Annotated in this window: 19 protein-coding genes; 3 read left to right on the top strand and 16 right to left on the bottom strand. The window is 66.8% G+C overall.

Annotation, left to right across the window (positions count from 1 at the left end; translation table 11 throughout):
- Positions 1-8: 8 nt before the first annotated feature.
- Genes ACLB0R_RS08100 through ACLB0R_RS08130 form a run of 7 tightly spaced genes read right to left on the bottom strand, consistent with a single transcriptional unit; the run spans position 9 to position 6,840 of the window.
- A complete protein-coding gene (locus ACLB0R_RS08100) occupies positions 9-428 on the bottom strand; it encodes a hypothetical protein (RefSeq protein ID WP_416642757.1) in 420 nt (139 codons plus the stop codon).
- Positions 421-1,749, bottom strand: a complete 1,329-nt coding sequence (locus ACLB0R_RS08105) for a FliI/YscN family ATPase (RefSeq protein ID WP_416642758.1) — start codon at positions 1,747-1,749, stop codon at positions 421-423. Before ACLB0R_RS08105 ends, ACLB0R_RS08100 begins: the two co-directional genes overlap by 8 nt.
- Positions 1,743-2,471, bottom strand: coding sequence for a flagellar biosynthesis protein FliH (locus ACLB0R_RS08110; RefSeq protein WP_416642759.1), 729 nt, complete (start codon positions 2,469-2,471; stop codon positions 1,743-1,745). The genes ACLB0R_RS08105 and ACLB0R_RS08110 overlap by 7 nt, the downstream gene beginning before the upstream one ends.
- Complete coding sequence (gene fliG / locus ACLB0R_RS08115; protein ID WP_416642760.1) at positions 2,464-3,471, bottom strand: flagellar motor switch protein FliG; 1,008 nt, start codon at positions 3,469-3,471, stop codon at positions 2,464-2,466. The genes ACLB0R_RS08110 and fliG overlap by 8 nt, the downstream gene beginning before the upstream one ends.
- On the bottom strand, positions 3,471-5,174 hold the full coding sequence (gene fliF, locus ACLB0R_RS08120) for a flagellar basal-body MS-ring/collar protein FliF (RefSeq protein ID WP_416642761.1): 1,704 nt from the start codon (positions 5,172-5,174) through the stop codon (positions 3,471-3,473). The genes fliG and fliF overlap by 1 nt, the downstream gene beginning before the upstream one ends.
- A 17-nt stretch (positions 5,175-5,191) precedes the next feature.
- The gene (gene fliE / locus ACLB0R_RS08125; protein WP_416642762.1) at positions 5,192-5,578 is read right to left on the bottom strand and encodes a flagellar hook-basal body complex protein FliE; all 387 of its coding nucleotides are present in this window, start codon (positions 5,576-5,578) and stop codon (positions 5,192-5,194) included.
- A complete protein-coding gene (locus ACLB0R_RS08130; RefSeq protein ID WP_416642763.1) occupies positions 5,575-6,840 on the bottom strand; it encodes a sigma-54 interaction domain-containing protein in 1,266 nt (421 codons plus the stop codon). Before ACLB0R_RS08130 ends, fliE begins: the two co-directional genes overlap by 4 nt.
- 326 nt (positions 6,841-7,166) lie before the next feature.
- Here ACLB0R_RS08130 and ACLB0R_RS08135 point away from each other — a divergent pair, with 326 nt between their 5' ends.
- On the top strand, positions 7,167-7,973 hold the full coding sequence (locus ACLB0R_RS08135) for a flagellin (protein WP_416642764.1): 807 nt from the start codon (positions 7,167-7,169) through the stop codon (positions 7,971-7,973).
- A gap of 165 nt (positions 7,974-8,138) precedes the next feature.
- On the opposite strand, the gene ACLB0R_RS08140 is transcribed toward ACLB0R_RS08135, so the two are convergent.
- From ACLB0R_RS08140 to ACLB0R_RS08180, 9 genes are all read right to left on the bottom strand, one after another.
- A complete protein-coding gene (locus ACLB0R_RS08140) occupies positions 8,139-8,648 on the bottom strand; it encodes a hypothetical protein (protein WP_416642765.1) in 510 nt (169 codons plus the stop codon).
- A gap of 215 nt (positions 8,649-8,863) precedes the next feature.
- Positions 8,864-9,610: a FliA/WhiG family RNA polymerase sigma factor gene (locus ACLB0R_RS08145; protein ID WP_416642766.1), complete on the bottom strand. Its 747-nt coding sequence runs from the start codon at positions 9,608-9,610 to the stop codon at positions 8,864-8,866.
- Positions 9,607-11,691 carry a flagellar biosynthesis protein FlhA gene (gene flhA, locus ACLB0R_RS08150; RefSeq protein ID WP_416642767.1) on the bottom strand — a complete coding sequence of 695 codons (2,085 nt, stop codon included), beginning with the start codon at positions 11,689-11,691 and terminating at the stop codon, positions 9,607-9,609. The genes ACLB0R_RS08145 and flhA overlap by 4 nt, the downstream gene beginning before the upstream one ends.
- 4 nt (positions 11,692-11,695) lie before the next feature.
- The gene (locus ACLB0R_RS08155; RefSeq protein WP_416642768.1) at positions 11,696-12,628 is read right to left on the bottom strand and encodes a lytic transglycosylase domain-containing protein; all 933 of its coding nucleotides are present in this window, start codon (positions 12,626-12,628) and stop codon (positions 11,696-11,698) included.
- 91 nt (positions 12,629-12,719) lie between these two features.
- On the bottom strand, positions 12,720-13,034 hold the full coding sequence (locus ACLB0R_RS08160; protein WP_416642769.1) for a flagellar protein FlgN: 315 nt from the start codon (positions 13,032-13,034) through the stop codon (positions 12,720-12,722).
- Positions 13,021-13,332 carry a flagellar biosynthesis anti-sigma factor FlgM gene (gene flgM, locus ACLB0R_RS08165; RefSeq protein ID WP_416642770.1) on the bottom strand — a complete coding sequence of 104 codons (312 nt, stop codon included), beginning with the start codon at positions 13,330-13,332 and terminating at the stop codon, positions 13,021-13,023. The genes ACLB0R_RS08160 and flgM overlap by 14 nt, the downstream gene beginning before the upstream one ends.
- A 68-nt stretch (positions 13,333-13,400) precedes the next feature.
- A complete protein-coding gene (locus ACLB0R_RS08170) occupies positions 13,401-13,943 on the bottom strand; it encodes a hypothetical protein (protein WP_416642771.1) in 543 nt (180 codons plus the stop codon).
- 2 nt (positions 13,944-13,945) lie between these two features.
- Positions 13,946-14,512, bottom strand: a complete 567-nt coding sequence (locus tag ACLB0R_RS08175) for a flagellar motor protein MotB (RefSeq protein WP_416642772.1) — start codon at positions 14,510-14,512, stop codon at positions 13,946-13,948.
- Positions 14,509-15,183, bottom strand: coding sequence for a motility protein A (locus tag ACLB0R_RS08180; RefSeq protein ID WP_416642773.1), 675 nt, complete (start codon positions 15,181-15,183; stop codon positions 14,509-14,511). Before ACLB0R_RS08180 ends, ACLB0R_RS08175 begins: the two co-directional genes overlap by 4 nt.
- 304 nt (positions 15,184-15,487) lie before the next feature.
- On the opposite strand from ACLB0R_RS08180, the gene flgB reads away from it, so the two are divergent.
- Together flgB and flgC are read left to right on the top strand one after the other, a co-directional pair.
- Positions 15,488-15,841 (top strand): flagellar basal body rod protein FlgB, encoded by a 354-nt coding sequence (flgB, locus tag ACLB0R_RS08185; RefSeq protein ID WP_434953829.1) that lies wholly within the window; start codon positions 15,488-15,490, stop codon positions 15,839-15,841.
- Position 15,842: 1 nt separating this feature from the next.
- Entirely contained in the window at positions 15,843-16,253 is a 411-nt protein-coding gene (gene flgC / locus ACLB0R_RS08190) for a flagellar basal body rod protein FlgC (protein WP_416642774.1), read from the top strand.
- Position 16,254 lies beyond the last annotated feature (1 nt).

Raw genomic sequence — 16,254 nt, forward strand, 5'->3', positions numbered from 1 at the left:
GGCATGGATCAGCAAGGATCGTGCCGGTTGCGCCGGACGGCGGGCGCTTCTCCCAGCGCGCGGATCGCTTTGAGCGCGTCGCGCGCGGCGTCACGCTCGATCAGCTTCTCGACTGCGGTCTGGTCGCGCTTGGCGTCGCGCGTCGCTTCGCTGGCCGCTTCAAGCGTGCGCTCGGCAGCGCGGACGCGCTGGTCGGCGGCGCTTGCCGATTGGTGCAACCGCTCGCGGAAATGCGCAGCCGCGATGAAGGAGAATGCCTCGGTCGCGCTTTCCTCGGGCGCGACCGCGTCCGACAATTGGCGGATGCGCGAGCTTAGCGCGCGCTCGTTTTCGACACGGGCCAGCGCGCGCGCTTCCTCGGCGCGCTTCAGGTTGAGCTGCAGCGTACGCACGCGCAGCACGCGTCCGAAGCGATCGGCCTTAGCCATCGCCGAACACGCCGGTCAGTTCGGCAATCGACTCGGCCATCGGGACGATCTGGTCGGGCTCCTGGCGGATGAATTCGAGGATGGCGCTATGATAGGTGATCGCCGCGTCGATCGCGGGATCGGCACCGGCGCGATAGGCGCCCATCAGCACCAGATCGCGGTTTTCCTCATAGGTGGCGAGATGCCGGCGCAGCACTCGCGCGGCGAGCTGGTGCGGCTTGTCGGCTATGTCAGTCATCACCCGGCTGACCGAGGGGCCGACGTCGATGGCGGGATAAACGCCCCGTTCGGCCATCTGGCGCGACAGGACGATGTGCCCGTCCAGGATCGACCGCGCCGAATCGACGACCGGGTCGTTGCCGTCATCGCCATCGGCGAGCACGGTGTAGATCGCGGTGATCGATCCGCCCGACGAGACGCTGGCGCCCGCACGCTCGATGATGTTGGGTAGCATCGCGATGGCTGACGGCGGATAGCCGCGCGCGGAAGCCGGCTCGCCCAATGCCAGGCCGATCTCGCGGCCGGCATGGGCGACACGGGTCAGCGAGTCCATGATGAGCAGCACGTTCTTGCCCTCGGCGCGGAAGGCTTCGGCAATCGCGGTCGCGCGGAGTGCACCCCGGATGCGCAGCACTGGCGAGTGATTGGCCGGCACCGCGACGACGACCGCGCGCTTCCGCGCTTCGCCCGCCACCTTGGTCTCAAGAAAGTCGGCAACTTCGCGGCTGCGCTCGCCGATCAGCCCGATGACGATGACATCGGCTTGCGCGGCGCGGACGATCATGCCGAGCAGCACCGATTTGCCGACGCCGGAGCCCGCCATAATCCCAATGCGCTGACCCTGGCCGATCGTCAGCAAGCCGTTGATCGCGCGGACGCCGACATCCATCGGTTTGAGCACGCGGCCCCGGTCAAGCGGGTTGCCCGCCTTGCCGGCGAGCGGCCAGCGGCCGGCGCCGCGGATCGGGCCCATTCCGTCGATGGGTTTGCCGGCACCATCGATCACCCGGCCGAGGAGCGCATGGCCGACTTCCGCCTCGCCCGGCGGGCCGATCGGGCGTACCGGTGCATTGGGCAGCAACGCGGTCGAGCCACCCAGGTTCATTAGCAGCGTGCGGCCGGCGCGGAAGCCGATGACCTCGGCCTCGACGCGTTCAGCGCCCGATCCGATTGCGCAGACGGTGCCGACCGGCAGCGACAGGCCGGTCGCTTCCATCAGCAGGCCGTCATACGAAGCAAGCCGCCCCGCCACGCGCGGCGTGGGCGCGAAGTCGGCGGCCGCCAGCCCGTCCAGATAATCGGCGACGAAACGGTTCAGCATATCGGCGGCACGCCGACGCGGTCGATCGCCTGGGCGAGCTGCTCGAGCCAGATATCGGGACCGTCCTCGACAATGGTGCCGCCGGCATCGATCACGAAAGCGCCGCGCGCCATCGTCTCGTCGGCCAGCGGTTGAACCATGGCGGGCATGTCGGCGGGCAGCAGCGCGATATCGTCGGGGTGGAGGCGGACCTGCACCGTTTCCGCGCTGTCGGCGACCAGATCGACCGCCGCGCCGATGCGTCGCGCGAGGAGATCAGGCTCTATGCCTGCCTCGCCGATCAGCTTGCTCACCAGGAACAGCACCGTCTGGCGCAGCCGCGCCGCGATCAGATCGCGATCGACGCGGATGCCGGCGTTGAGCGCTTGTGCAAGATCACCCAGCAAGGCCTCGTCGCGCTGCTGCTCCAGCCGCGCTTGTTCGTAGCCATCACGAAAGCCATCATTGTAGCCGGTGCTGCGCGCGCTCGTCATTGGGTCGGCGAAGCTGCCGGGGTGCATCGCGCGATCGGTGTTCTCATCGCTGTCGTCCTTGCGGAAGCGCGGTGCCACCGGCTGCGGCGCGAAGCTGACCGGGCCATCGGCCTCGGCGCGCGCCCGGCCGGCGGCGCGCGCTTTCAGGCTGCGCGGCGCGAAGCCGTCCTCGGCTTGCGCGTAAGAGAGCGCCAGCGCACGCGCCGCCGCATCGAGCCGCGACGCGAAGCCGGCAGTGAACTCAGACATAATCGTCCTCGCCGCCGCCCATCATGATCGTGCCGTCCTTGGCGAGGTTGCGCGCGATCTGGATGATCGCCTTCTGCGCTTCGAGCACTTCGGACAGCCGCATGGGCCCACGCGCTTCCATTTCGTCGCGGATCGAATCGGCCGCGCGGGCCGACATGCAGCCGAGGAAGCGGTTGCGCGCCGTTTCGTCGACGCCTTTCAGCGCGCGAGTGAGGATATCGCCGTCGATATTGCGAATGAGCGTGCCCAGATTCTTGTCGTCCAGGTCGAGCAGATTTTCGAACACGAACATCGCTTCTTCGATGGCGCGCGCAACGTCACGGTCCATCTTGGCGAGCTTGGGCATCACGCGCTGCTCGGTCGCCTTGCGCGCCGACGACATGATCTTGGCCGCCTCACGCGTGCCGCCGATGGTGACGCCGGTCGAGCCGCGCCGCCCGCCGGCCTGGCTGGCGATCACGCTCTTCAACGTCTCGACGGCTTCGGGCGTCACTGGCCCCAGCGTCGCAATGCGGTGGACAATCTCGGGCTGCGCCGCCTCGGGCAACAGCTCGAGCACTTGCGCGGCGATTCCCGGATCGAGATTGGCGATCAGCACCGCGGCGATCTGCGGATGTTCCTTCTCGACCAGCGCAGCGATGTCGCTCGCGTCCATCCAGTCGAGCAGGTCGATTTCGCAGGCATCGTGCGACGGCGTGATGCGCGCCAGCACATTCTCCGCTTTTTCCTGACCGAGCGCGCGCGTCATCACGCTTTCGATCTTCGGGCGCGGATCAAAGCCGATCGCGGTGCGATCGCGCGCCTTGCCGACGAAATCGTTGAGCACGCTTTCCACTTCGATTTCGGTCACGTCGGCGACCGCGAACATCGCCCGGCCCAGCTCGCGCACCTCGTCGGGTTCGAGCTTCTGCAGGATGGCGGCGGCTTCGTCGTCACCGACCAGCATCATCAGCACGGCGGCGCGTTCGACGCCGGTATAGGTCTTGGCTGGCTGTTCCATCAGTTGGCATCCGCCTTGATCATGTCGCGCACGGCAAGCGCGGCGCGGGTCGGGTTTTCACGCGTGAAGCCCTGGACCATCGCGATGCGATCGTCATAGCCGCGCGTCTGTTCGAGCATTTCGATGCTGATCGACGGGCGGCGCGCGGGCGCAGGCACCGGTGTGCCGCTCGTCTCGTCGAATGCGATTGCCGGCGCGGCAAAGGCGGGCAGCGCGGCGGGCACGTCGTCACGCCGCTTCAGCAAGGCTTTGGACAAAGGGCGCACCCCCAGCATCAGCACAAGGAGCGCGATCACCAGCGCGGTCACGTTGCGCGCCACGATCGGCACCCAGGCAGCGTCGTACCAGGCTGTCTTGGCGCTATCGGCCGCGCCCGTTGCCGAGGCGGCGAAGCGGCGCGAGATGACCGTCACTTGGTCATTGCGGCTCGCATCATAGCCGACGGCGGCGCGGACAAGGTCGGTGACCTGCTGGATCTCAATGGCGTTGCGCGGCCGGCCGGTTTCGGGATCGCGCAGCACGACGGCGACGGAGAGCCGCTTGATCTTGCCGGGCGAGGCGCGGGTGACCGACACTTCCTTGCCGAGGTCGAACGCGCGGGCATAGCTGTCCGACTGTTTGGCGCTGTCCGCCGGGTTGCCGGCGCCGCCGGTCGGCTGACTGGTGCTGTTGCCGTTCTGCGGCTGGCCGCTATTTCCCGCTGCCTGCTTGGGCGCGGTGATGGTGCTGGCGGGCGGCGCCTGGTTGGAAAGCGAACCCGGAATGCCGCCCGGTTGGGCGCCGGCCTTGTCGGCGGTCCAATTGCCCTGCTCGGCCTTCAGCGCGCCCTGCTTGTCATAGCTTTCGCGCGTTGCCTGGGTTTCGTCGAGATCGACATCGGCTTGGACTTGCGCCGAGAAATTGCCGGCACCGACCAGCGGCGTCAGCAGCTGAGTCAGCTGCTCGCGATATTTGGCTTCCATCTTGCGCTGGAAATCGATGCGCGCGTCGGAGGCGGCGGTGGCGTCATCGCCGCCACCGGGATGCGACAGCAGCGCACCCATCTGATCGACGATGGTGACTGAGTCCGGCTTCATCCCCGGCACCGACGAGGCGACGAGATTGACGATCGAGGAGACTTGCGCGTCGGACAGGCTGCGCCCCGGCGCGAGCTTCAGGATCACCGAGGCGGAAGGCTCGGGATTGTCGCGCACGAACACCGTGTTCTCGGGCATCGCCAAGTGGACGCGCGCTTCGGACACCGCGTCGATTTCCTGGATCGACTGGGCAAGCTCGGTCTCGCGCGCCTGGCGCAGGCGTTCGCCTTCCACCGCGCGGCTGACGCCCATCGGCAGCTGGTCGAGCACCTGGTATCCGGTGGGTGCGGTCTTGGGCAGGCCCTGGCCGGCGAGCAGAATGCGCGCGCGCGAATAATCCTCTTCGCCAACGGTGAGCGATCCGGTCGCGGCATCGATATGGCTCTTGATATTGGCTTGGGTCAGCGCCGCGGTCACCGCTGCCTTGTCGGCATCGGGCAGGTTGGGGAACAGCGTCTTCTGCGTCGGCGTCGCCAGCATCATCCAGGCGAGCGCGGCAGACGCGATCAGGCCCAGCATCAGCACCATCGGCAGGCTGCGGCGCACCGCCGGCTGCGCGAGCACGCCGTTCAGCTGCTTCAGCGGATTGGCGAAGCGCTCGGGCGTTTGGGCAAGGTTATTGCTCATCGTTCAATCCCCCCGGATCAGACCGGCATGCTCATAATGTCCTTGTACGCGGACAAGAGCTTGTTCCTGACTTGCAGCGTCGCTTCGAAGCTGACCGATGCTTGCTGGCGGGCGAGCATCACTTTGGCGATGTCGACATTCTCGCCGCGCTGATACGCTTCGGAAAGCTGGCCGGCGCTGTTCTGCTGGTCGTTAACCGCACCCAGCGCCTGGTTGAACGCCGCGCTGAAGCTGTTGGCTGCCGCCGGCGCGGGCTGGCCGGCGCTCGTGACCGGCGCCGCATTGGTCGCGCTGGCCTGCTGGCTTGCGCGCTGCAGCGCCTGGTTCTGCTCGAGAATTTGGGCGCGCAAGGCCATGATGCGGTCAATGCCGCCCGCGCCGCCGATGCCGTTGATCCCGCTCATGCCGATGCCACCCGGTTAGTGTTGGGGAAAATCTGTTCGCCCTGCTCGCGTGCCTTTGCGAGGCGATAGCGCAGCGTGCGTTCGGAAATGCCGAGCCGCCGCGCGGTCTCGATGCGGCTGCCGCCGCACGCCGCCAGCGTGTCGCGGATCGCCTGGAATTCGCTCATCTGGACGATATTGCCGAGCGTCGCCGGCGCGGCATCGCGATCGATGCGGGCAGGCGCGGGGCGGTCGAACAGGATATGGCCCGCGGTGATCGTGTCGCCGGCAGCGAAGAGCAGCGCGCGCTGGATGACATTGTCGAGCTCGCGGACGTTGCCGGGCCAGTCATGCGCCATCAGCGCGTCGATCGCCGATTGGTCGATCCACGGCACCAGCGTGCGCTGGCTGGCGTGACGCAGCACCAGCGCGGCGGCGAGCGCCGAGATGTCCTGCGGGCGATCGGCGAGCGGCTTGGTCGTCAGCGGGAAGACGCTGAGGCGATAATAAAGGTCCTGGCGGAAGCGACCGGCCGCGACTTCGCCCTGCAAATCGCGGTTGGCGCAAGCGATAACGCGGACATCGATCGGCTCGGGCGTCGACGCGCCGAGCGGCACCACCTCGCGCTCCTGCAGGGCGCGCAGCAACTTGGCCTGCAGCGAGACCGGCATCTCGGCAATTTCGTCGAGCAGCAGCGTGCCGCCGTTCGCCGCGCGGAAGAAGCCCTCGCCGCCTGAGGAGGCGCCGGTGAACGCGCCCTTCTGGTGGCCGAACAGCAAAGCTTCCAGCATCGTTTCAGGGAGCGCCGCGCAATTGATCGCGATGAACGGGCCGTTGCGCCGCGCGGATTGCAGGTGGATGGTCCGCGCCAGCACTTCCTTGCCGGTGCCGGTGGGTCCGTTGATGAGCACGGTGATGTCGGCGGCGGCAACGCGCTCGGCCAGGGTAAACAGGGCGAGGCTTTCGGGATCGGCGGCGGTTGGCGCGTCGGGTCCGGCGATCATCGCGCGAACGAAAGCATCACCAACATTCGCATCCTGGGCGGGATAAGCGATGCGCGCGGCGGCGCCATCGCGCCACGGCGTGATCGCGCGACCCTCGTCACCAAGGATCAGCGTGCGGGCCGGCGCGGTGGGCACTTCGCCCGCGGCGATCAGGAACAAGTCGCCACTGGCGGGGCGTCCCTCGGCAGGGGAGGCAATCTCATAGCCCTGCGCGCGCAGCGACGAGAGCAGCGCGTATTTCTGATCGAGGATCGCGGCAGATGGGAAAATACTCGGCATTGCTTCCCCCTAAGGACAAGCGGCGTTTTGCCCCGGACATGGTAAACCAAGCGTAAATATGCCGGCTGCCGGCAAATTCTTTCCGCCTCGTGCCGGCGGAAAGCGCTACCCGTTCTGGTGATCGGGCTGGCTAAATGGTGCCGGGCCTGGTGCGGCGACTATGATCTAACCCTTTATAACGCTAATAAAATCGCCATTCGGCCCGCTTCAATGCCCACTCAATTTTTTTTGCTTAAGGCCCGCACCGCACGGTCGTTCATGGCTGTAGCGGCTCAGCCCTTTCCCTTGGGGGGCGGCAGGGGCGCAGAGCAAATGGAGATTTGGACATGACCGTTATCGGAACCAATGTGGCCGCGCTGAAAGCGGCCAATGCGCAGAACGCGGCGACTGTCGCGCTGCAGAAGAGCATCGAGCGCCTGTCGACCGGCAAGCGCATCAACAACGCCGGCGACGACGCCGCCGGCCTGGCGATCGCCACCTCGTTCACGTCGCAGATCCGCGGCCAGAACCAGGCGATCCGCAATGCCAATGACGGCATCGCGCTCGCTCAGACCGCCGATGGCTATCTGGGTGAAGTCACCAACATTCTGCAGCGCATCCGCGAGCTGGCGGTTCAGTCGGCTTCGGGTACCTATCAAAATTCGGACCGCACCAACCTCAATACCGAAGTTACCCAGCTGACCCAGCAGCTGACGACGCTCAACGGCAGCAAGTTCAACGGCGTCGCGTTGTTCGGCACGACCGACCAGACGGTCAAGATCCAGACCGGCTCGGGCTCGACCGACACGACCACGCTGACGATCACGGGCTTCGACCTCACCAGCGCGATTGTGTCGGACATCAGCACTGCGGCTGGTGCCACCACCGCGCTCGGCAATGTCGACACCGCGCTGACCGCGGTCAACACGACCCGTGCGTCGCTGGGTGCCGGCCAGAGCCGTCTGAGCTCGGTCGTCAACAGCCTGACCAGCGCGGTTGCCAACCTGACCGACGCGCGCAGCCGCATCGAAGACGTCGACTTCTCGACCGAAACCAGCCAGCTGGCCAAGGAACAGATCCTGAGCCAGGCGTCGCAGGCGCTGGTCGCCCAGGCGAACCAGAGCCAGCAGAACGTGCTGCAGCTGCTCCGCTAAGCGGCAACGAGTACGGCTCCGGCACCGCCCCCCTAACCGGGTGCCGGAGCCGCCCAGCCCTCTCGGACCCGGTCCGGCGAGAGCAAACATTACCCCGGCGATCCCCAGCGGATCGTCGGGGTTTTGGTTATCGATAGGGACAGCGAGGGCCCTGGCGCAGCACGATCAGGGTATGGCGTCTTGTGCCGCCAATACGCCTTTCAGATAGTCCGCTTGCGCTTGCGCGATGGTTGCCGCGTCGCGCGCTTGTCTGGTTTGATCGGAAAGCTCCGCAATCCGCGCATTGAGCGCGGCCACTTGCTTCTCGATTTCTCCATAGCGCGTCTCGAGGTCGGCCTCAGCCTGTTGTAAACGCACGAGCCCTGCCTGGAGCCGGGACTGCCAGGCATCGCCCTCGGCCTTCTCGGCGTTGTACGCAGCAGCCGCAGCAGGGTCATTGCCAATGCTGCCTAATCTGGCGTTGTGTGCGTCGACCGCAGCCTTGTAGCGACTGCCTTCGGCTTCCCAATCTGCGAGATTCCGCTCCAGCAGCGCCCTGTCCTTGTCGACATCGGCGGTCTGCGCTTGCCAGCGTCCCTTTTCCGCCATGCGCTGGTCCAGCTCGCGATGCAGCAGATCGGCCTTTTCGGTCTGGGCCTGTGCTTCGGCCGTGGCAGCCGCCAGCTGCGCGCGCATTCCAGGGATTAGCGAGGGATCAACCTTGGGAGGTGGCGCTGGCGCAGCAACTGACTGCGCGTGTATCGCAGGCGCAGCTATCGAGGCCAGGAGCATGATGGCGAAACGGACCGGCGCGGGACACATCACGATTCCCCCCGAACGGATGCCGCTGCAGTCTACATCTTGGCGGGAGGACGGTCAAACCGCGCGGCGCATCTCAATTTGCTTTGTGCTCAAGCCGCTTTCGCCAGCGCCTTTTTCAGCTTGGCGTGCGCGGATGCCTTGATCTGGCAGATGCGCGCAGCACCGACGCCGAGGACCAGGCCGATTTCCTCGAGGTTCAACTCCTCGACATAATAAAGCTGCACGACTTGCGCTTCGCGTTCGGGCAACGCGGCGATCGCGGCGACGAGCGCCGTGCGCAGATCGGCCTCGGCGAGCTGGTCGAATGCGTTGGGCTCGTCGCTCATGAACCAGGGCAGGTCGTCCGAATAGACATCGTCGATCGTTTCGAAGCGGATTGCCTCGGCGGTTGCGTAGTCGCTGCGCAGCTTCTCGATGCTGATGCCGAGCCGCTCAGCGATCGCCGCCTCGGCAGGCGGCGCGCCGCTTTCGCGCGCCAGCGTCGCGACGACTTCGTTATAGGCGCGCCGGCGGCGCATTGCGCCACGCGTCAGCGTCGCCTGGCGGCGCAGCTCATCGATCATCGCGCCGCGCACCCGCGTCTGGAGATATTGGGCAAAGGTCACTTGTCCCCGATGCTCAAAGCTCTGGGCGCCCTCGACCAGCGCGACGAGGCCGATCTGCACCAGATCCTCGATATCGACGATGCTGCTCATGCTGCCATGGACGTGCCACGCCAGCCGCCGGATCATCGGCAGATGCTGGCGCGCCAATGCGTCGAGCGCGCCGTTCTGGCTGCCGTCCCGGCCATAAGTCAGGTCGGGGCGGAAGCTTTCGGGATTGGGCTGAACCGTCATGCCGGCAGCGCTCCCGGCGCGCCGATGATGGCGACGACCTCGACCGACTTGTCCTCGGGCACTTCGAAGAAGCTCATGACCGGCGTGTCGGGCAGGCAGGTCTTGACCAGCTTGCGGATCGCGAGCCGAATCGCCGGCTGGACGACGAGCGCGAACGGTTTGGCCTCGGCGATCAGCGGGCGCGCGGCCTGTTGCAGTGCATCGACGATACGGCGGCCGAGATCGGGCTCAATCGTATGGCGGCGCGAGGTGTCGGCGCGCATCGCCTGGCCGAGCAGCCCTTCGAGCTGGCCTTCGAGCGTCATCACCCGCAGCGGCTCGCGCACGCCGCACAGTTTCTGGATGATCAGCGCGCCCAGCTCAGGCCGGATCGCCTCAATCAGTTCCTCGGGGTCGAGCGTGCGCTGTGCGGCAACCGCGATGGCAGCGGCGATGCGGCGGAATTCCTTGAGCGCGATGCCTTCCGCCAGCAGGCCCTTCAGCACTTGTGTCAGCGTGGTGAGCGGCACCGGCGTCGGGGTGAGCGACGCAACCAGGCTGGCGGCGCGCTCTTTCAGGCCGTCGAGCAGATTCTGCACTTCGTCCGGGCCGAGCAGGTCCGACGCGTTCTGGTTGAGGACGTGGTTGAGGTGCGTGGCGATAACGGTGCTCGCATCGACGACCAGAAAGCCCTGGCCGGTCGCGGCATCCGCGTCACCGGGCATGATCCACGTCGCCGCAAGCCCGAAAGTCGGGTCCTTCGCTGCCTTGCCGTTGAGCGAGCCGACTGCCTGGCCGGTATCGAGCGCGAGCATTTCGTCGGGCGAGACGACATCTTCGCCGACGACGATGCCGCCAATGACAAGCCGATAGGTATAAGGTGCCAGATTGATATCGTCGCGCACGCGCACTTGCGGCACGACGAAACCCAGTTCCTTGGAAAGCTGGCGGCGGACGCCAGTGATGCGACCGGTGAGCGGGCTGCCGCGCCGCTCATCGACCAGCGGCACCAGGCCATAACCGATATCGATATTGACCTGGATCGCGTCGGTCACTTCGTCCCAGTTGATCCGCGAGAGATCGATCGGCGCGGCGGGCTCGGCGGCGACCGGGGGCGGGCGCTTTTCGATCGTGCGCAGGCGGTAAGCGACATAACCGGCGGCTGCCGCTGCCGGCAGAATGACGATATGCGGCATGCCGGGCAGCACGCCGAGCAATGCCAGAATGCCGGCAACCGGAATCCAGGTGGCCGACGCGCCGAACTGAGTGCCGATCTGGCCCGCCAGGTCCTGGCTGCTCGTCACCCGCGTCACGATCGCGGCGGCGGCGATCGACAGCATCAGACTGGGGAGCTGCGCGACCAGCGCATCGCCGATCGCGAGCAGCACGTAATTGTGCGCGGCGTCGCCCAAGCTCATGCCATGGCTGACCGGACCCAGGATCAAGCCGCCGACGATGTTGGCGGCGAGGATCAGCAGGCCCGCAATCGCGTCGCCCTTCACGAATTTGGACGAACCGTCCATCGAGCCGTAGAAATCCGCCTCAGTCGCAACTTCGACGCGGCGCGCCTTGGCTTCGTCGGGCGTGATCAGGCCAGCGTTCAAGTCGGCGTCGATCGCCATCTGCTTGCCGGGCAAGGCATCGAGGGTGAAACGCGCCGACACTTCGGAGACGCGGCCCGCGCCCTTGGTGACGACGATCAGGTTGATGATCACCAGGATCGAGAAGACGAACAGTCCGACGACATAATCGCCACCGATGAGGAAGCTGCCGAAGGATTCGATCACGCGCCCGGCGGCGCCTTCGCCCTCATGGCCATGGACGAGCACGACGCGCGTCGAGGCGACGTTGAGCGACAGCCGGAACAGCGTGGCGAACAGCAGCACGGTCGGGAACGCCGAGAAATCGAGCGGCTTCTTCGCGTTGAGCGCGACCATCAGCACCGCCAGGCTGATCGTGATGTTGAGGATGAAGAAGAAGTCGAGCGCGGCCGCCGGCAGCGGCACGACCATCAACAGAACGAGCAGCAGGATCGCGACGGGCAGTGCCGCGCCGCGCGCCAAAGCGGGGAGATTGCCGAAACCGGGCAGCGTCAGGTTCATGGGCTTAGACCCCCATGCCCGCGAGCATCATATAAGCGAGCCGCGCGAGCTTGGGCGTCGGGCGCAAAATGGAGGTGGCGGCGTTGCTCGCCGCCGTGACCACGCGCGAGCCGCCGTTCAGCTGGTCGAGCGTCGCATGCGCCCAGTTGAGCGCGTTGCTCGGCGAAGCTTCGCCGGTGCCAGGGATGATCGTCGTCGCGTCGCTATTGCCGGTGGTGAGCGCGGCGAGCACCGTCTGCGCCTGGCCGGCAAAGCCGCTGGCGCCGGCGCCGGCACCACTCAACGTCGCTGAAGCCAGACCAGTTGCGCCGACGGCGGCCGCGCCCTTGTCGAGCCGGGCCGAGAGATTCTGGTAGATTTCCGATAGCGTGCGCGGCTGGCCGTCGCTCGAATAGAAGATCGAGCGGTTGTTGCGCGCCGCCGCCGGGAACATCGCCGCGCCGATCCGGTCGGGCGTCGAGGACAGTGTCGTCAGGAACGAGCGCGCGCCGCCCAGGCCGAGGAAATGCGCCATATATAGATCGGTGCCGGTCGCCTGGCGGCCCGTCGCTTGTTCGATCGCGCTCTTGTTGTCGGCAGCGTGCTCGGCCGCCATCAGCGCGGAAAGCTGGGGATCGCTGCGCAGATTGAGGATTTGCTGGCGCAAGCTGGGGTCGTTCACCGTCAGCCGGCCATTGGCGCCGGGCTGGATCGCGTCGGCAGCCCAGGCAATGCCATGCTCGGCGCCATGCTGCTTGACGACCTTGAGCCAGCTCTGGTCGATAAACTGATAAAGCCCGCTCGCGCTTGATCCGCGCGCGCGCGCGTCGGCGCGCAACCCGCTTTCGACTTGCGCCTGCCCGAGCAGGTAATTGAAGTCGATGCCGGTCTTCTGGCTGGCAATCGCGATGGCCGACTGGATCGAGCCGGTCGTCGCGCTGAGTGGATTGATGCCCATCGATCCCAACTGCTTTTCCCCTAACGGGGATCAGATCAGCAAAGATCGTGCCAACTCAGACCATTGAAGATAGTGGGGGCGGAAGAGCGTCTTAAGCCAGCGCGCCCGAGCCCGGCCGGTAACCCGCGCCGTCCAGACCGGCAATCTGTTGCAGGCGGCGGCGCACATTTGCCGCCATCAGGTTGACGTAGATGCGGCAGGTTTCGTTGAGCCGCTGCGCTTCCTGCGCGAGCTGCTTGAGCTCGGGCGAGGGCACGCCCTGGTCGGGCGCGTTGGCGACGGCATCGATATAGCCGAGCTTGACTTGCGTCGCGCGCTCGAGTGCGGCGACATCGTTCGATTTCAGCGCGGCGATCTCGGCGTGGAGCGCGTCGATCACGCGGACCAAGGCATCACGACGGGTCATGCGGCGGCCATCCAAGCTTGAGTGCGATCAGCCGATCGGCGATAGTTTCGGGGGTAATCGGATACGTGCCGCGCTGGATGGCGGTGCGAATGCGCTCGACCCGCTCCAGATCGACCGGGGGCTTCGCCGCGAGCGAACGCGCGACCGACACGGTGGTTGCGGCAACAGTCGCCGTCGCCGCGGCAGGGGCGACTTGCGCCGCTACCGTCGCGACCTGCGTCGACACGCTCGTCGGCTCGACTGGGGTCGAGCGGCGATCGCTGGCCGCAACAGGCTTGGCGCCGATGGGGTCTACCATGCTTCCACCCTCTGGGTTCTGTCCTTATGGGCAAGAACGACCGCATTGGCGCCACCTTTAGGAAAAATTTAATTGGTCCAGCCGGGCAGCGTTGCCCGTCCGGCTTCGAGCGCGACGGCCTGCACCGGCTTCTTGCCGTTGCCGTCGACATCGACGAGGAAGCGCCCGCCCTGGACGGCGTCCGACATGGCGATGCCGTCGCGCGTGATGACGAAACCGGGGGCGTTGACTTCGATTGTCACCGGGTCGCCGCGCTTGATGACGACGACTGGCCGGCTCACGGGCACGAGCGGCACACCGGCCGGCGCGGGGGCAGGCGGTGCGGCGATGACCGGCACGAACAACCGCCATTCGGGGCTGCCGCAGCGGATCATGACGGCGTCGTGCGTCGCGCCATACCAGGAGAGCGCGACCGTCGGGCAGGCGCCGAGCTTGAGCCGCTTGTCGACCGCGGCGCGCGCGCCGCCCTCGGTGCCGACCGGGCGGCCGGTAAAGCCCTCGACCGCCATGTCGAGCGCGGTCGTGTCCTGAAAAGTCGATTGAGCTGTACTTGGCGCGGCGCAGGTTGCAGCGAGCGCGACCATGGCCAGATGTATAGAGCGACGGGTCATCCTCATTCCCCCTTGCCTGATGCAATCGACGGCGACTTCGGATCGCCGGCAAATCCCAAAGTGACGGTAACGGCGCCGGCGCGGCCCTGGCCGGCAGCGGCGATCGACAGACGGACGCCGGGCAGCGCGCGCGCGAGCTCGGCGCCGACAGCGCGAGCGCGATCGGCAGCAAGCACCGCGCCGCTGCCGGTCGTGGCGTCGACATCGCCTGCCGCATCGTCGGCGCTGCCGGTGATAACCAGCATGGTGCGCGGGTCGCGTGTCATCGTCGTCGCCCAGCGAATGATTGCGGTGCCATTATCCGGCAGCACCGCCGAGCCGCGCGCAAAGCCGGTGACCGACGCCGATGCGACGGGCAGCGGATGCGGCGCATCGATCCAGGGGGCAGCGCCGAAGCCGTCGCGCAATCCCTTGGCGAGCGCTTTGCGATCGAGATGCTGGTTCGCCTGCAGCAGCACGAAGAAGCCGACGAGCAGCAGCGACAGATCGGCCAGCGTGATCAGCCAGAGCGGCCGCGCCGGTGCTGCCTCGGCGCGATCGAAATAGCTGAGCGCGTCGGCGCTGGTCATGCCGCCACCGATGGCGCGGCGGTCAGCCGGCGGGGCGCTTCGCGCGTCGCGAACTCGGCGAGCGGCACCATCAGGCGCAGGCGCTCGATCGCCTCGGCGCGCGCCAGCCGCTTGAGCCGTGTGGCGATGGGCATCAGCGCCAGATTGCCGAGTACGGCGCCATACAGCGTCGCGAGCAACGCGGTCGCCATCGCCGCACCGATCGTCGCGGTATCGGTCATTGCGGCGAACATGCGGACCAGGCCGACCAGCGTACCGACCATGCCCATGGCAGGCGCGACTTCGGCAGCACCCGCCCACATTTCGGCAGCGGCGAGGTGACGGTCGGCGCGGGCGCGGAAGCGATCGGCGAGCCGCTGTTCGACCTCGGCCGCTTCGCCGCCATCGATGATCACCGCAACGGCGGCGGCGATATCGGGATCGGCGATCCGCGAGCGGTCGAGCGCGAGCATCCCGTGGCGCTGGGCGATGCGGCCAAGCGCGTTGACCTGGGTGATCGCTTCGTCGGCGCGGTAGCGCTTGCGGCCGAGCACGCCGAGCGCTGCCGCGCCCCGCGTGAGGTCGGCAAACGGCGTGCGCAACGCCGTGGCCAGCAGCGTGCCGCCCGCGACGATCGCGATGGCGGTGGGATCGACAAAGGCGCTGAGCGCGACAAGCGGCGGAGAAGACATGCGCATCGCGTAGCAAGGGTCGGGCCAAACGGATGGCAGACATCCCAAACCCCGTCACCCCGGCCTTGCGCCGGGGTCCCGCTTCTTTCCGTGCCCAGTAATAGCGAGACCCCGGCTCCAGGCCGGGGTGATGGAGACGTCGATCTGCCCGGCAACCGCCCGGCAAGCTTTGCCGCCCACCGGCAAAATCTTGCCGCTTCTGCCCCATCTCTCTCGCCCCCAACCGATTTCCATCGCCTCAGCCCAAATTGGCACGGTGATTGCTTGGAATACGCGCAGGCATATAGGTGTGGAGTTCGCCACGGTGGCAAACGACCTTCTTTTCGGGATCGACGGCGCGGCACTCGAGCTGCGCTCGCGGCGCATGGGGCTGCTGGCGTCGAACATCGCCAACGCCTCGACCCCGGGCTACAAAGCCCGCGATATCGACTTCTCGCAAGCGCTCGCGCAAGCGACGTCGGGCACGAGCTCGACCGATCGCGCGTTTGACAGCGCTACGCTCTATCGCAACCCGACTATGCCCTCGCTCGACGGCAACACCGTCGAACTCGCGACCGAGCAGACCGCCTTTGCCGAAAACGCGGTGCAATATCAGACGACCCTGTCGTTCCTGAACGGCCGCATCGGCGAAATCACCCGCGCGTTGAGAGGCGAATAAGATGGCCGATCGTCCGCTCACCATTTTCGATGTCGCCGGCCGCGCCATGTCGGCGCAGCTCGTGCGGCTCAACACGACCGCGTCGAACCTCGCTAATGTCGGCGTCTCGGCATCGAGCGCGGACGCGGCGTATCGCTCGATCAAGCCGGTCTTCCGTACCCAGTTCGATCAGGCGACGGGGCTGTCGACCGTCAATGTCGAACGCATCGTAACGGCGGGCGAAGAACCCGCCAAGCGCTACGACCCCTCCAACCCGCTCGCTGACAAGGATGGCAATGTCTACGACGCCGCCGTCGATGAGACCCGCGAGTTCGTCGACATGATGGAGACGGCGCGCAGCTACCAGAACAACGTTCAGGTCATGGAAACCGCCAAGACCCTGATCCTCGATACCCTCAAGCTCGGACACTGAC

Source organism: Sphingomonas sp. GlSt437 (assembly GCF_048015635.2).
In the GTDB taxonomy this organism is placed as follows: Bacteria; Pseudomonadota; Alphaproteobacteria; order Sphingomonadales; family Sphingomonadaceae; genus Sphingomonas.

Bases quoted from the DNA above. Each gene is read 5' to 3' on its own strand.
- fliG (WP_416642760.1), bottom strand. From the start codon at position 3,471: ATGGAACAGCCAGCCAAGACCTATACCGGCGTCGAACGCGCCGCCGTG.
- ACLB0R_RS08110 (WP_416642759.1), bottom strand. From the start codon at position 2,471: ATGTCTGAGTTCACTGCCGGCTTCGCGTCGCGGCTCGATGCGGCGGCG.
- ACLB0R_RS08175 (WP_416642772.1), bottom strand. From the start codon at position 14,512: ATGACCAGCGCCGACGCGCTCAGCTATTTCGATCGCGCCGAGGCAGCA.
- ACLB0R_RS08145 (WP_416642766.1), bottom strand. From the start codon at position 9,610: ATGACGGTTCAGCCCAATCCCGAAAGCTTCCGCCCCGACCTGACTTAT.
- ACLB0R_RS08160 (WP_416642769.1), bottom strand. From the start codon at position 13,034: ATGACCCGTCGTGATGCCTTGGTCCGCGTGATCGACGCGCTCCACGCC.
- ACLB0R_RS08180 (WP_416642773.1), bottom strand. From the start codon at position 15,183: ATGTCTTCTCCGCCGCTTGTCGCGCTCAGCGCCTTTGTCGATCCCACC.
- ACLB0R_RS08130 (WP_416642763.1), bottom strand. From the start codon at position 6,840: ATGCCGAGTATTTTCCCATCTGCCGCGATCCTCGATCAGAAATACGCG.
- flgM (WP_416642770.1), bottom strand. From the start codon at position 13,332: ATGGTAGACCCCATCGGCGCCAAGCCTGTTGCGGCCAGCGATCGCCGC.
- ACLB0R_RS08105 (WP_416642758.1), bottom strand. From the start codon at position 1,749: ATGCTGAACCGTTTCGTCGCCGATTATCTGGACGGGCTGGCGGCCGCC.
- ACLB0R_RS08100 (WP_416642757.1), bottom strand. From the start codon at position 428: ATGGCTAAGGCCGATCGCTTCGGACGCGTGCTGCGCGTGCGTACGCTG.
- ACLB0R_RS08170 (WP_416642771.1), bottom strand. From the start codon at position 13,943: ATGACCCGTCGCTCTATACATCTGGCCATGGTCGCGCTCGCTGCAACC.
- fliE (WP_416642762.1), bottom strand. From the start codon at position 5,578: ATGAGCGGGATCAACGGCATCGGCGGCGCGGGCGGCATTGACCGCATC.
- fliF (WP_416642761.1), bottom strand. From the start codon at position 5,174: ATGAGCAATAACCTTGCCCAAACGCCCGAGCGCTTCGCCAATCCGCTG.
- flhA (WP_416642767.1), bottom strand. From the start codon at position 11,691: ATGAACCTGACGCTGCCCGGTTTCGGCAATCTCCCCGCTTTGGCGCGC.
- flgC (WP_416642774.1), top strand. From the start codon at position 15,843: ATGGCCGATCGTCCGCTCACCATTTTCGATGTCGCCGGCCGCGCCATG.
- ACLB0R_RS08135 (WP_416642764.1), top strand. From the start codon at position 7,167: ATGACCGTTATCGGAACCAATGTGGCCGCGCTGAAAGCGGCCAATGCG.
- ACLB0R_RS08140 (WP_416642765.1), bottom strand. From the start codon at position 8,648: ATGCGCGCGCAGCTGGCGGCTGCCACGGCCGAAGCACAGGCCCAGACC.
- ACLB0R_RS08155 (WP_416642768.1), bottom strand. From the start codon at position 12,628: ATGGGCATCAATCCACTCAGCGCGACGACCGGCTCGATCCAGTCGGCC.